Annotated in this window: 12 protein-coding genes; 7 read left to right on the top strand and 5 right to left on the bottom strand. The window is 68.5% G+C overall.

Going from position 1 to position 14,425, the window contains the following annotated elements; genetic code table 11:
* From PUN51_RS14500 to PUN51_RS14475, 6 genes are read left to right on the top strand one after another with little or no spacing between them, the layout of a single operon-like run.
* Positions 1-963: a fumarylacetoacetate hydrolase family protein gene (locus tag PUN51_RS14500; protein WP_275181426.1), complete on the top strand. Its 963-nt coding sequence runs from the start codon at positions 1-3 to the stop codon at positions 961-963.
* Entirely contained in the window at positions 960-1,991 is a 1,032-nt protein-coding gene (locus PUN51_RS14495; RefSeq protein WP_275181425.1) for a cyclase family protein, read from the top strand. The genes PUN51_RS14500 and PUN51_RS14495 overlap by 4 nt, the downstream gene beginning before the upstream one ends.
* 50 nt (positions 1,992-2,041) lie before the next feature.
* Entirely contained in the window at positions 2,042-3,166 is a 1,125-nt protein-coding gene (locus tag PUN51_RS14490; protein ID WP_275181424.1) for an FAD-dependent oxidoreductase, read from the top strand.
* Positions 3,163-4,236: an amidohydrolase family protein gene (locus PUN51_RS14485; protein WP_275181423.1), complete on the top strand. Its 1,074-nt coding sequence runs from the start codon at positions 3,163-3,165 to the stop codon at positions 4,234-4,236. The genes PUN51_RS14490 and PUN51_RS14485 overlap by 4 nt, the downstream gene beginning before the upstream one ends.
* An 11-nt stretch (positions 4,237-4,247) precedes the next feature.
* Complete coding sequence (locus PUN51_RS14480) at positions 4,248-5,246, top strand: fumarylacetoacetate hydrolase family protein (protein WP_275181422.1); 999 nt, start codon at positions 4,248-4,250, stop codon at positions 5,244-5,246.
* Positions 5,247-6,023, top strand: a complete 777-nt coding sequence (locus tag PUN51_RS14475; RefSeq protein WP_275181421.1) for an SDR family NAD(P)-dependent oxidoreductase — start codon at positions 5,247-5,249, stop codon at positions 6,021-6,023.
* Between the two features lie 22 nt (positions 6,024-6,045).
* Here PUN51_RS14475 and PUN51_RS14470 read toward each other — a convergent pair whose 3' ends face one another.
* From PUN51_RS14470 to PUN51_RS14450, 5 genes are all read right to left on the bottom strand, one after another.
* A complete protein-coding gene (locus tag PUN51_RS14470) occupies positions 6,046-6,828 on the bottom strand; it encodes an SDR family NAD(P)-dependent oxidoreductase (protein ID WP_275181420.1) in 783 nt (260 codons plus the stop codon).
* A 76-nt stretch (positions 6,829-6,904) separates the two neighbouring features.
* Positions 6,905-7,861, bottom strand: coding sequence for a LysR family transcriptional regulator (locus PUN51_RS14465; RefSeq protein WP_275181419.1), 957 nt, complete (start codon positions 7,859-7,861; stop codon positions 6,905-6,907).
* A 74-nt stretch (positions 7,862-7,935) separates the two neighbouring features.
* Positions 7,936-9,501 carry a GMC oxidoreductase gene (locus PUN51_RS14460; protein ID WP_275181418.1) on the bottom strand — a complete coding sequence of 522 codons (1,566 nt, stop codon included), beginning with the start codon at positions 9,499-9,501 and terminating at the stop codon, positions 7,936-7,938.
* Between the two features lie 16 nt (positions 9,502-9,517).
* On the bottom strand, positions 9,518-11,977 hold the full coding sequence (locus PUN51_RS20755) for an MDR family MFS transporter (RefSeq protein WP_275181417.1): 2,460 nt from the start codon (positions 11,975-11,977) through the stop codon (positions 9,518-9,520).
* A complete protein-coding gene (locus PUN51_RS14450) occupies positions 11,974-13,014 on the bottom strand; it encodes a Gfo/Idh/MocA family protein (RefSeq protein WP_275181416.1) in 1,041 nt (346 codons plus the stop codon). The genes PUN51_RS20755 and PUN51_RS14450 overlap by 4 nt, the downstream gene beginning before the upstream one ends.
* Before the next feature lie 104 nt (positions 13,015-13,118).
* Between PUN51_RS14450 and PUN51_RS14445 the strand changes: the two genes are divergently transcribed.
* A complete protein-coding gene (locus tag PUN51_RS14445) occupies positions 13,119-14,381 on the top strand; it encodes an ROK family protein (protein WP_275181415.1) in 1,263 nt (420 codons plus the stop codon).
* Positions 14,382-14,425 lie beyond the last annotated feature (44 nt).

Raw genomic sequence — 14,425 nt, 5'->3', positions numbered from 1 at the left:
GTGGCAGACGCACAGTACGCACTCGTCCGGTTCCAGGAAACCGGCGACAGCAAATCGCGCGCCGGCCTGCTGGCCGGCGGCCGGGTCCTGCCGCTGGACGGGGACATCAACTCCCTGATCGAGCACTGGGACACCACCGAAGCCCAGCTGGACGCCCTGGCCGCCTCCGCCGGCGAGGGCACCGGATTCGCGGCCGCCGACGTCGAAATACTTGCACCCGTGGAGCCGGCCCAGATCCTGCAGACCGGCGCGAACTACCGCAAGCACGTGATCGACCTCGCCGTGGCGCACCGCGAACCGGGCGAGGACGCGGAGGAGGTGCGTGCGGCGACGGCGGCCATGATGGATAAGCGCGCGGGCCAGGGCACGCCGTACTTCTTCATCGGGCTTCCGACGGCGGTCGCGTCCGCCACCGATGACCTCACCCTCCCGTCCTACTCGAAGTCCCACGACTGGGAGCTGGAACTGGCGGCCGTGATCGGGAAAACGGCGTTCCGGGTCAGCCCCGAAGAAGCGCTGGATTACGTCTTTGGCTACACCATGGTCAACGACATCACCACGCGCGAATACGTCTTCCGCAAGGACATGCCGGCCATCGGCTCCGACTGGTACCGCGCCAAGAACGCTCCCGGCTTCCTGCCCACCGGCCCGCTGCTGGTGCCCGCCAAATTTTTCGGCGACCCCCAGGACGTCCAGGTGACGCTCAAGCTCAACGGCAAAGCGATGCAGGACGAATCCACGTCCGACATGATCTTCGGCGTGGCCAAACTGGTCAGCGAAGCCTCCCAGATCATGCCGCTGCGCCCGGGGGACCTGGTCCTCACCGGCAGCCCGGCCGGCAACGGCCAGCACTGGGGCCGGCTCCTCCAGGACGGCGACGTCATGGAAGGCACCATCACCGGACTGGGCACCCAGCTCATCCACTGCAAAGACGAAGCTCCCACCGAAAGCAGCAAGCCGTGACCACCCAGGACACAGCACCCGGCACCGGGGAATCCACCGATTCCCCGGTTATCCGGCGTGAAGACCCGCTCGGCAGCATCCGCGCCATGGCAGCGGCCCACAACAACTGGGGCCGCTGGGGCCAGGATGATGTCCTGGGCACCCTGAACTTCATCGACGCCGGCAAGCGGATCGAAGCAGCGGCCCTGGTCAGGACCGGCGAGGCGTTCTCACTGTCCCAGCCGTTCGACACCAACGGACCGCAGAAGGGCTGGCGCCGCCGCACCAATCCCGTCCACACCATGACGGACACCGGAGTGGACGCCGAGCGCGGCAACCAGGGCTTCCCGCATGGCTTCGGCGGCGCAGACGACGTCATCGCCATGCCGCTGCAGTGCTCCACCCAGTGGGACGGCCTGGGGCACATCTTCGACCAGGGCAAGGCCTGGAACGGCCGGGCGGCCGGCGACGTCGTCACCTCGGAAGGCGACCTGGTCACCGGCATCCAGACGGCGGCCGGAAAGATCGCCACCCGCGGTGTCCTGCTCGACGTCGGCCGCGCCTTGGGCCCGGACCTGGGACGGGACGACGGCGAACTGCCGGACGGGTTCGCCATCACCCCGGAACATCTCCAGCAGACCATCGAGCTCCAAGGCCCCAGTTCCGAAGTGCGCCGGGGCGACATCGTAGTGATCCGCACCGGGCAGTACTCCCGGGTCCGGCGCGACGGGTGGGGCGACTACGCCGGCGGGTGCGCCCCCGGCCTATCCTTCGGCACTGCGCCCTGGCTGCACCGCAGCGAAATCGCCGGGATCGCCACCGATACCTGGGGTTTCGAGGTCCGGCCCAACGAATTCGACGCCGCCTTCCAGCCCCTCCACCAGATCGCCATCCCCAACCTGGGGCTGTTCCTGGGCGAGATGTGGGATCCGGACGCGCTGGCCGAAGCGTGTGCGGCGGACGGACGGTACGACTTCCTGCTCACCGCCGCGCCCCTGCCCATCACCGGGGCCGTCGGTTCGCCGGTCAACCCGATCGCGGTCCGGTAGCTTTTCAACCAACCACCAGCAGTAACGCCGTCACACCAAAGGAGTCAGCGATGGCAGCAGTACACAACGTCGGAATCGTGGGGGCAGGTGCAGCCGGCCTGGCCGCCGCCATCCTCCTGGCTGACGCCGGAATCCAGGTGGAAATCCTGGAAAAGGCAGACGCCCCGCAGACCCTGGGATCCGGCATCACGCTGCAGGGAAACGCCCTCCGGATCCTCCGCCAGCTCGGCGTCTGGGACCAGGTGGCGGCGAAGGGCTACGGCTTCAGCACCCTGGGCCTGCGCGCCCCGGACCCCAACGGCACTGTCCTGGCGGTCCTCGAGGACATCCGCACCGGCGGCGACGACCTCCCGGCCACCATGGGGATGTACCGTCCGGACCTAACGGCCATCCTTCGGGAGCGGGCTGAGCAGGCGGGAGCCCGGATCAGCTACGGGAAGACCGTCACGGGGATAACGGACGACGGCGGGTCCGTCACCGTCAGCACGGCCGACGGCGGCACCGCGACCTACGACCTCCTGATCGGCGCCGACGGCCTGCACTCCGCGGTCCGCAAGGCCATCGGCATCGACGCCGAGCCCAAGTCAACCGGAATGGGCATCTGGCGCGCCTTCGTGCCTCGGCCGGAAGAAGTTGTCCGCACGGACCTGACCTACGGCGGCCCCTGCTTCATTGCCGGCTACTGCCCCACCGGCCCGGACACCATCTACGCCTATCTGGTGGAAAAGGCGCAGGAACGTAAACACGAGGACGGCCCCCGCATCATGGCTGAACTCGCCGCAGCCTACGGCGGCCCCTGGAACGAGATCCGCGCGAACCTGGACCACAGTGCCCGCATCAACTACACGTGGTTCACCACCCACCTGGTCGATGGTCCGTGGAACCGGGGCCGCACCGTCATCATTGGCGATGCCGCGCACAGCTGCCCGCCCACGGTGGCGCAGGGTGCGGCCATGGCGCTGGAGGACGCCGCCGTCCTGGCCGAACTGCTGATCAACGCCGACCACGTCACCGAAACCCTGTTCAAGGAGTTCACCGACCGCCGGCTGGAGCGGGCCAAGGCAGTGGTCCACGCCTCGGTCCAGCTGGGCCAGTGGATGCTGGACGGCGTCCGTGACGCCGACGTGCCGGGCCTGATGCACGGCCTCTCCGTGATGCTGAAGGAGCCGGCATGAGCACCGTAGCCGGCGAAAACCCCACGGTGGACGTCCACGCCCACATCCTGCTTCCCGCCCTCCAACAGCTGGTGGCAGAAGCCGACCCCGAGGGCTTCGGCGCGCAGCAGGCCCTGGAGGTGCGGCGCAACGGACCTGAGTCGATGGCGGCTTCGGGCAGGATGATCAAGGAACGCTGGCCGCAGCTGACCGACCTGGACCGGCGGCTGGCCGATATGGATGCCCAGGGTGTGGACGTCCAGCTGGTCTCGCCGTCACCGTCGCACTTTTACTACTTCGCGGGGGAGGAACTGGCCCTGGAGCTGGCACGGCAGGCCAACCAGGCGGTCCGTGACTTCGTGGACCGGGCCCCGGAGCGGCTCAACGGGCTGGGCCTGGTCCCGCTCCAGCACCCCGGCCTGATGGTCGAAGCCCTGGACCACGCTGTGCTGGAGTGTGGCCTGCTGGGCGTGGAGATCGGCTCCTTCGCCGCCACCCCCGCGGACCCGGAGCGCAGCACGGTTGAGCTCTCGGACCCCCGGCTGGAGGCCTTCTGGTCCCGGGCGGAGGAGCTGGGCGCGCTGGTATTCCTGCACCCGTTCGGCTGTTCCCTCGATGAGCGGCTGGACCGGTTCTACCTGGCCAACACCGTCTCCCAGCCCGCGGAAAACGCCGTGGCCCTGTCCCACCTGGTCTTCAGCGGCGTCCTGGACCGCCACCCCGGGCTCAAGGTCCTGGCGGCGCACGGCGGGGGCTACCTGCCCACCACCCTGGGCCGCTCCGACCACGCCTGGCGGGTCCGGCCCGAGGCGCACGGCTGCGCCGAGCCGCCGTCGTCCTACCTGAAGAAGCTCTACTTCGACTCGCTGGTGCACAGCGCGGCCGAGCTGCGGGCGCTTGTGGCCACGGCAGGTCCCGGGCAGGTGCTGCTCGGCTCGGACTACCCGTTCGACATGGGCTCGGACCAGCCCGTGGCGGAGGTCGTTGAGGCACAGCTTCCTGCGGACGACCGGGCCGGCGTGCTGTCCGGAAACGCCGCAGCGCTGGGCATCACGCCCGCTTCGGTCCGCACCGCCAGCCACCCAGCCTAAGGAACAGATTCATGGTCAAGATCGCCCGTTGGAACCACGACGGCGGGACGCAGTCCGGCTTTGTTGACGGCGGCACCTGCCACGCCCTCCCCCAGGGCAAGGACGTGCAGGCGCTGCTCGACGCCGGGCTCGATGAGGCGCTGGAGATTGCCCGGCGCTTTATCGGGTCCGGTCCTGGCGTTCCGCTGGCGGACGTGCAACTGCTCGCACCCCTGCAACCCGCCACCATGCGGGACTTCGTGGCGTTCGAGGAGCACGTCGAAGGCGTCCGGAAGAGCATCGACGGCGTGGCCGGCGTGGTACCGGAATGGTATGAGGCGCCCACGTTCTACTTCACCAACCCGCACACGGTGACCGGAACCGGTGACGTCATCGGAATTCCCGCTGGCTGCACGGACCTGGACTTCGAAACGGAGGTCGCCGCCGTCGTCGGGCGCGTTCCCGGCAGCGACGGCAGCAACCTGTCCGCGGCAAATGCCCACCGGCACATCTTCGGCTACACCATCCTCAACGACTGGTCAGCGAGGGACCTGCAGCGCCGGGAAATGAAGGTCAGCCTGGGCCCGTGCAAGGGCAAGGACTTCGCCAACACCCTGGGGCCCTGGATTGTCACCGCCGACGAATTCGAGGACCGGCACGATGCCGAGGGATTCCTGCCCATCTCCATGTCCGTCCACGTCAATGGCGAACAGATCGGCCAGGACCTGCTCTCCAACATGGGCTGGCCATTCGCCGAGCTGGTGGCCTACGCCTCCCAGGACTCCGTGGTGCGCCCCGGCGACGTGCTGGGCTCCGGCACCTGCGGGAGCGGCTGCCTGGCCGAACTCTGGGGGCGCAAAGGATCACAGACTCCCCCGCCGCTGAAGACCGGAGATACCGTCCGGATGACCGTGGAGGGCATCGGCACCATCGAAAACAGGGTGGGTGGCCGGCGCCAGGCCGTGACCAGGTTCCCCGCCCGGACACGGCCGCGGAACCGGACGGTGCAGCCGGCTCCGTCCGCGATCTAAGTGGTTTCCCTTCAGCTCGACGGCCACACCGTGGTGGTCACCGGCGCGGCCCAGGGCCAGGGGGCAGCCGAAGCCCGCCTGTTGGCAGAGGCCGGGGCGCGGGTGATCGCCACGGACCTGGCCACTGCCATGCCGGCCGGGCCGGCCGGGGGCACACCGTCTTCCGGCGGTGAGCTGCTCTACCGGCCGCTGGACGTCAGCAATGCTTCCGCGTGGGCCGCACTTGCTGAATGGATCCGGTCCCAGGGGTGGCAGGTGGACGGGCTGGTCAACAATGCCGGCATCACCCAGCGCAGCAGGCTGCTGGAGGCGTCAGCGGCAGACCTCCACAAGGTCTATGACGTGAACGTCGCAGGAAGCCTGCTGGGCATCCAGGCGCTCGCTCCCCTGATGGGCAGCGGTGCATCAATAGTCAACGTCGGTTCCGTGGCGGCCCTCACGGCGCATTACCCGGTGGCCTACACTGCCAGCAAATGGGCCCTCCGGGGGCTCTCCCAGGTGGCAGCCATGGAGCTGGGACCCCGAGGCATCCGGGTGAACACCATCCACCCGGGCTTCATCGAGACGCCCATGACGGCCGGCGCCAAGCCCCGTTTCCGGCAGGCCACCGTGGCCGAAACCCCGCTCGGCCGCACGGGGAGCGCGGAGGAAGTGGCCGGCGTCGTGCTCTTCCTGCTCAGCCCGCTCTCCTCCTTTGTGACCGGCGCGGAGATCCCTGTGGACGGGGGCCAGTCAGCCCACGGCGGGGCCAAGTCCATCTCCGACGCGCTGCGCTGACTCCCCCTCCAGGCCGGAGAGGTCAGCCGGGCAGCACCGCCGACCACCCGCCGTCGACCATCAGGTTGGCCCCCGTGACGTACGAGGCGTCGTCGGAGGCCAGGAACAGCGCGCACCTGGCCACTTCCTCCGGCGCGCCGATCCGCCCCAGCGGGATGCTGCCGGCGATGGTCCGCATGGGGTGGCTGGCAGCGAGGAGGTTGCCCTCGGTTGCAGCGGTGCGGATCATTCCGGGGCTGACGGCGTTCACGCGCAACCCATGCGGCGCCCCTTCGGCAGCCAGCTGCTTGGTCATGGCCACCACTGCGCCCTTGGTGGCGGTGTGCGCCAGCCGGCCATTGGTCATGGACCCGGTGACGCCCGCCGTCGAGCCCACCAGGACGATGGCGCCGTTCCCCGCCTGGACCAGCTGCGGCCAAAAGTACTTCACCGGCAGGAACACCACGTCCATTTCGTGCTCAAGGTTCCACTTCCAGTCGGCATACGTCAGCTGCTCCACGGGGGCGAACCGGGTGACGGCGGCGTTGGCGTACAGGATGTGGACCTGGCCGTGCTGCGCGACGACCTCTGAGGCCCATGCAGCCACCGCTGTCTCATCCGTCAGATCCACCCGAGCACTGCTCATCCGTCCCCCGGCCCCGGTGACCGCACGGACCGTGGCCGCGGCGCCGTCGTCGTCCATGTCGCAGCCCACCACGTACGCACCTGCCTCGGCGAAGGCCAGCGCGGCGGCCCTCCCCTGGCCGCTGGCCGTTCCGGTGATGACAGCGGTCTTGCCGGCCAGTCGCTGGGTGCAAACGGGCATAAGGGGTTCCTTCCGGGGAGGTTCTTTCCCTAAGACTTTTGCAGGGAAGGTCCGCGCCGGGAACGGCGTTCCGGATCTAGGTGGTATCCGCCCCGCGGATAGTGAGCGGATGCGTGCTGGCCGGAAACAGCTCTTCCAGCCGGGAGCAGGAACGCTGGACCACCGAGCGCAGCCAGACGCTGGCGGGGTCCTCGGCCTGCGACGGGTGCCAGTACATCGCCTCCACCAGGGATGCCTCCGCGTCACCGTCAAGCCGGAGGACGGCGATGTTGGCTCCCCGTTGGGCCCTGGCCGCCAGCATCCCGGGTACCAGGGCCACCAGGTCAGTCCCTTCCACCAGCAGCGGGAGGGACAGGAACCCCGCCACCACCGCGGCCACCCGGCGCTGGATGCCGCGGGCCTCGAACAATTTGTCTGCCGGCGTGCTGATCCCCTCGCCAAAGTAGCCGACGGCGTGCGGCACCGTGGCGAGGTCGTCGAGAGTCAGGCTGGGCTGCTGCAGCAGCGGGTTGCCGGCGTCGACGACCGCCACGAAGCTGTCGCGGAACACCTGCTTGCTCAGGCCCTGCATCCGGTACCCGGTGGGTCCTACGAGCAGGTCGATCTTGGCATAGTCAGCCAGCTGTCCCTGGAAGCCCGTGGTGGGAACGAAATCGACGGACACACCCGGGGCCTCATCCCGAAGGATCCCGCGCAGCGGACCCACAATCAGCGCTGCGGCGTAGTCGGAGGCCGCGATGACGAACTCACGCTCGCTGGTGGCAGCATCAAAGCCGGACCGGATCCGGGTGGCGCGCTGGATGTGCAGCATCGCCTCGTCCACCAGGGGCACCAGGGACTGCGCGAAGGGCGTGAGGTCGTAGGTGCGGCCGTTGCGGACCAGGAGCTCGTCGTCGAAATGGCGCCTCAGCCTGGCCATCGCGGCACTCGTGGCGGGCTGGCTTAACTGGAGCCGCTCCGCGGCCCTGGTGATGTTCCGCAGCTCCAGCAGGACCTGCAGGTGGGGCAGCAGGTTCAGGTCCAGGTTCTTCATACCCACAGGTTATCCATGCCTTGCCGGTGCGGCGGCGCCGGCTGGGGCGCCGCCGCACGTTGGGCGCCGCTGGTTTACGAGAGCTCCTTGGCGATCTTCCGTGCCCCGCGGACGGCGATGGCCACGCTCATCAGGGTGGGGTTCATGGCGGTGGCCGTCGGGATGAGCGCGTTTCCGCCCACCACCAGGTTCTCGTAGCCCCACACCCGTGACCATGGATCAGCCACCGAGGTCCCGTCGTCGGCCTCCCCCATCCGCATGGTGCCCTGGTAATGCAGGCTGGATCCGTTGGGCATGAGCCGGGGCTCGGCCACGAATACCCCCAGCGCCTTGCCGGCACGCCGGAGCCGCTCGGTGGCCTCCGCGATTTCCTTTTCCTCCCGCTCGGTGAGGGCGTATTCGATGGTCATGTTCGGGAAGCCGCGGTAGTCCTGTTCGTCCTCATCGAAGGTGACCGCGTCCTCGTAGCGGGGATGCTTGCGCATGCCGTAGCCCATGTTGACGTACCCCCACCGGTTGTCGGAGTAGGGCGTACCAGGCTCCATGGGGAAGGGCGTCGACTCGGAGTACATCACCTGGACGGAGAAAGGGTGCTCCGGCTCGGAGAACGGGATACGGTTCACGGCCGCCACCGGGTCCGCCGGGTTCTGGGCACGCCGGGCCAGTTCGGCGTCGAGGTCCTCCTCCGTGGCGAACTGCTTCATCTTGTCGGCATCCAGGGCAACAGTGGAGATCACCACCGGATGTTCAGTCAAGTAGTGGCCCAGCGCCTTGGGCCTGACGCCGGAGGCCCAAAGGAGCTGCGGGGAGCGGAAGGCGTCCGCCGCCACCACCACCACGTCGGCGGGGACGAAGGACTCATCGCCCGTGCGCAGGTCCTGGACAGTGACGCCGGTGACGCGGTGCCCGTCCAGTTCCACGCGGCGCACCAGGGTCAGGTCGCGGAGTTCGAACCTTTGGGAGAGCGGGCTGGCTTTATCCGTCAGGGGCCCAAGGACGACGTCGGCCCCCGCCCAGCGCACGGACCCGTCCGGCTGCGGGTCCCCGGCCACCGGGAGCGTGCCCACGCCGTAGCCTTCGGGCAGCTCGGCGCCGAACTCCCCGTCCAGCAGGCGGCGGATGGCTTCCCCGACCTTGGAATCCGCGAACGCGGCGCTGTGGACGTGCAGCAGCCCCTTGGCTTCCTCGATCAGGCTGTCCCACTCGTCATCCCCGATGAAGGCCACCTTTTCGCTGAAAGCAGGGGACGGCGTCGCGCAGGTCCAGTGGGCACCCTGGCCGCCCACGTTGGTGGCGGCAGCCGCGGCCGGGAAGGACGGTGCGTGGGCGGAGCCAACTCCGCCGAAGTCCAGCAGGTGGGTGCCCTGGCGTGCGGTGAACATGCCCTCGGTGACGGTTGCGGCGGGGATGCCGAGCGACTCCCGGTACGCGCCGGCCTGCGGCCCCTGGGACATCTCCCGGGCCCGCGCTTTCTCGGCCGGGTCCGGGATGTTCCGCACGCTCTCGCCGGGCACGGCGGTCAGCTGGGGTCCGGCTTCAAACATGATCACGCGGGCGTTCGGGACTTGCTCCAGCAGCACGCGGGCGTAGGTGGATCCGATGGGGCCGCTGCCGACGACGGCAATGGTGGGATTGGACATGATGTCTCCTTTGAGATCAGGCCGGAAGGGTTTCAGAAGGCGTGCGGATGGCGGGGGCAGGTTCGTCGGAGAGGCGGCCGTGCGGGAGCAGGACAGCCGCCACAATCCCCAGGGCGTAGGCGGCGGCCAGCGCGATGAAGATGGGGGTGAAGACAGTTCCGTAGATCTCCGCGACGCTGGCCTGGACTGCCGCGGACGCCCCGTGCACCTGGCGCGGGGTCAGCGTTGACGCGTCCAGCCCCGCCGGCAGGAGCGCGGCGACCCCTGAGCCGACCACACCGCCGATGACCGCCGTCGCCACTGTCGATCCCACCTGCCGCACCAGGTTGATGGTGGCCGTGATGGTGCCGGTCTGGCTGGCCGGTGCGGCGCCCTGGACGACGGCGACGATAAGGCTCATGAACGCGCCGGTGCCCATGCCCACGCCCGCCATCACCATCATGGGTGCCCAGAGCGGAAGGCCCGCGGGCAGCAGCGCCATGACCAGCAGGCCGGCCGCTCCCAGGATGGTGCCAACGATGGGAAAGATCCGGTACCGCCCGGTGCGGCTTGCCAGCCATCCGGTCAGCAGGTTGCTGGCAAGCATCCCGAAGACGGTGGCGATGGGGACGAGGCCGGACACCGTAGCGGTGGTCCGGTACGCCATTTGGAAGTACGTGGGCAGGTAGGCGGTGATGGAGAAGAGGCCGACGCCGATGATCGCCGAGAGCGCCGTGCCGGCAGCGATGGTGCGGTTGGCGAAGAAGTGCAGCGGAATGATGGGCTCAGGAGCACGCCGTTCGATCAGGAAGAAAGCGATGAAACCGGCGGCACTGACCGCCAGCGCGGTCAGTGCCGTCGCCCCGCCGCTCTGGTCAGCGGCCCAGGAGGCGGCCAGCACCAGGGCTACCAGTGCGGTGGTGAAGACGGCGGCGCCGGCGATGTCAAAGCTCCGGGGCGCCGGCCCTGGTTCCAGGCGGGGAACGGCAACCAGCGCGAAGGCAAAGGCGGCCGCGCCCACAGGGATGTTGATCCAAAAGACCCATTGCCAGCCCCAGTAATCAGTGATGGCACCGCCCAGGACGGGGCCCACCAGGATGGCGATAGGAAATGCTGCGCCGATGATGGCCATGTAGCGGGGCCGTTCCCGCTGCGTGGTGACCCGCGCAATGATGGTCTGCGACATCAGCTGCAGGCCCGCTGAGCTCATGCCCTGCAGCACGCGGGCTGCAATCAGCCACGCGATGTCCGTGGCAAAACCGCAGGCAAGGGAAGCGGCAAGGAAGATCACCAGGGAGACCAGGAAGATCCGCCGGGCGCCGAGCACGTCGCCCAGCTTGCCGAGCACGGGGAGCAGGACGGTGCTGGCCAGGGTGTAGCCGACCACCACCCAGCTCATGAGCTGCAGCGCGCCCAGTTCGCCGGAAATGGTTGCCAGGGAAGTGGAAACCACGGTGTGGTCCAGCGCACCGAGGAAGGAAACGGTCAACAGCGAAGCGACCAGGAGACGGAGTCTTACGGGAGAGAGTTGCATAGTGGTCTGCCCGAACGATCGGGCCGTCGGCGCGACGTGGTGTGCCTCCGGCGCACCATCACGACGGAGAACGGGTCCGCGGGGAACCCCGGCGCCATTGATGAGCCTACCGCCACTTAGGTTGGAAAGCAACAAAAGATTGCTTAGTTTAGACATCTTGGTTCCGCGGCGCCTGAAGGAGTTCCCGGGCCAGCGCCTGGTCCGCCAGCAACTCCTCCAGATCCGCTGCGGGTCCCCGGACCGCCAGGAATCAAGAGCGCGGCGCAGCGCAAGGCGGGCCGGAGACTCGTAGCGTTCAGCCGCCTTTGTGATTCCGTCCGCCGTGGAAGTTTCCACCCGGACTGACCCGGCAGGCTGGTCCACCACCACCTCCGTCCGCACCTCACCAAGGGCGAGCACCTGAAGGAGGCCCCCGGGGCCACCTCCCCCGCCCAGCGCAGTTCCCGCAAGGGTGGCTGGAAGGCTTGCGCCTGCGGACTGCACGTCCATCAGGCAGATCCGGCCATGCGTGGCGCTTCCGGTCGCCCGGAGTTCCAAAGGCCCCTCGCCGAGGGAGCGGATCCAACCGAAACCATCGCCGGCCACCGCTTCCAGTTCGGCCGCAGGGGCGGCGCATTCCACCGTGATGGCCCGGGCCTGATGCCCACGCCTTGCCTGCACGGCGTTCGCGACGACGTCGGGGCGCAGTCGCGGACGGTCGACCACCACCGGGATGTCAGCGCGCCAGGATCCGGCGTCGGGAATTTGGCGTGGAAGCATCCGGGGATCGGCAATGATTACCGCCGCCGCCCCCTGGTCGCGGGCGGCAAGCATGCCCTGCCACCAGTCGCCCGATCCAGGGACCACCACCACCGCGCCGTCAGGTTTCCCATCGGGGATGGCAGTGATTGAAAGTCCGGCAGCCGCGCCGAAGTAGGACGGCAGGCGGGTGAAGACGCCGAGCCTGCGGCCGGTCGCCGTCACTGCCCTGCACCTTCCAGGATCCTGGCGGCAGCAGCGTTGGCGAGGTCCACGGCATAGTGCGAATCGGCCAGCACTTCGTCGTATTCCACGGGCACGTCCCCCTCAAGGAGGGATGCCAGCAGGCGCCACTCCGCCACGTACCCGTCCACGGGCTGGCGCCGATAAGAAGTCCACCGTCCGTCCACGCTGCGCACCCGGACAGCGGCGCTTCCTGCGTGCACGAAAGCCGGCGGAAAGTCCACCTCGATGCGGTCATGGGAGGTGGTGATGGCCATCCGCCAGAGGGCATCCGGCCCGTCCGGCAGCATGGTGAGTGCCAGCTGGACCAGCACGTCGCCGGCGCGGTATCCCACCAGGTATCCGACCGGCGGCACCAGCCGCGCGTAGACAACCTCGTCGATTCCGGGCGCAATGTCCCGCACCGCGGGCAGGTCATGGATGGCCAGGCCGGTCAGCAGTTGCCGCAGGACACCGGCCGCGACGGCGGGGTCCCGGACATCGGGAGCGTCGCGGCGTGCGGCCTGGAACGGACCACCCTCCGCCACGAGTTGGTGGTACCTGTCGTTGGGCGGCAGCGCCAACGTAACGGAAACTGCCTGCACCTTTCCTTCCAGCGCCACCAGCTGGTGCCTGGCACGCCCCCATGCAGCGTCGAAGAGGTGGTTCGTCCCCACCATGAGGATGGCACCGGCGGCCCGGCAGGCCTCGATCACCGCCTCGGCCTCCTGGCGGGTGGTGGCCAGCGGCTTCTCGCAAAAGATGGCGCGCTTTCCAGCGGCCACTGACGCCAGGACCTGACGGGAGTGCTGGGCCGGCGGACTGCAGATGGCCACCACGTCCACGCGCTGGTCCTCGAGCAGGTCCCGCTCCCCTGCTGAGCAACGGGCGCCGATCCGTTCGGCCAGGGCCCGGGCGCGGCCGCTTCCGGAGTCGGCAATGTGCACCACCGTGAAGAGCTCCTGCAGCTGTCCCAGGACGGGCAGATGCAGCGCGGAAACGCCCGGGCCAGCCCCCAGGATCCCGATATTCCAGGGCATGGCAGCCTCCTCTTTTGTTCTTATTATTCATAAGTATGGTCGGTTTACACCATTCTTATGGCAATGCGTACTTTAGTCGGCCTCCATGTGTGAGAATTGGTGCCATGACGACAGACTCCACCCTCCGCTTTGGGGCACAGACGGATGAAGTGACCAGCCTGCTGCGCATCGTCAACCTTGTGCGGACGGGGGAAGCCACCACCCGGCCGGAAATCGGCAAGGTCACCGGCCTGGGAAGAGGCGTCGTCAGCCAGCGCGTGGACCAGGCCATCTCGATCGGATTCCTCGGGGATGGCGACTTCGGCGCCTCATCCGGGGGCCGCGCACCGCGGACCCTGCGCTTTCGCTCCGAGCAGGGCCGCATCATCATCTGCGCCCTTGGCGCGGCACACATCAGGGTGGGCATCGCCGCACTCGACGGCGACGTGATAGACCACGCCCACCGCACGTGGGACATCGCGCAGGGACCGGTAAAAACCATCAATGCCGTCATGTCCCTCGTTGACGACGTCCTCAGGAAACATCCGGAAGTACCTGTATGGGGAGTGGTGGTGGGCCTCCCGGGCCCCGTCGACTTCGCCACCGGGCAACCCGTGGCGCCGCCCATCATGCCCGGCTGGAACGGCTTCGACGTCCGCACGCCGTTCGAGGAGCGCTTCAACGCTCCCGTATGGGTGGATAACGACTCCAACCTGCTGGCCCTCGGCGAGCGCGCCCGCCGCCGCGACTCCCTGACGGACCTCATCTACTGCAAGATCGGCTCCGGGGTGGGCGCCGGCCTCCTGTCGAAGGGCAGGATCCACCGTGGCGCCAACGGGGCAGCCGGGGATATCGGCCATGTGCGGGTATCCGACTCCGACGTGCCCTGCCGCTGCGGGAAGGTCGGCTGCCTGGAGGCGGTCGCCGGCGGTTGGGCGTTGGTGCGGGATGCTGAACAGGCCATCAAGGACGGCGTCGCCACGTCCTTGGCAGGACGGACAAAGAAGGGGGCACTCAACCTGGAGGACATTACCCTCGCAGCGCAGGCGGGCGATTCACTGGCCATCGGGCTCATCCAGAAGTCAGCGCACGTTGCAGGTGAGACCATTTCCGCCCTGGTGAATATGTTCAATCCGGGCGTCATCGTCATCGGCGGCGCCATTGCCTCTGCGGGCGAGGTGTTCCTTGCCGAGGTCCGCCAGCGCGTCTATGAACTGTCACTGCCCCTGGCCACACGGGACCTGACCATCACGCTGTCCGTGAATGATGAGCGGGAACCGCTGCGCGGCGGAGCGGAACTGGCCCGTGAGCAACTGTTCGACATCACCTTCCCCCGCTGGTTCGCCGACGGGCACCCCTCACCGGAACGTGAGGCAGTGCCGGCCTAGCCGTACTGCCCAGGCAGGTTACCTGGCCCCGCAAGGGCCGGCAG

The organism is Arthrobacter sp. NQ4, from assembly GCF_029077345.1.
Taxonomy (GTDB): Bacteria; Actinomycetota; Actinomycetes; order Actinomycetales; family Micrococcaceae; genus Arthrobacter.
Note: the sequence above shows the minus strand (reverse complement) of the source record. Positions and strands in the feature narration are given on the sequence as shown.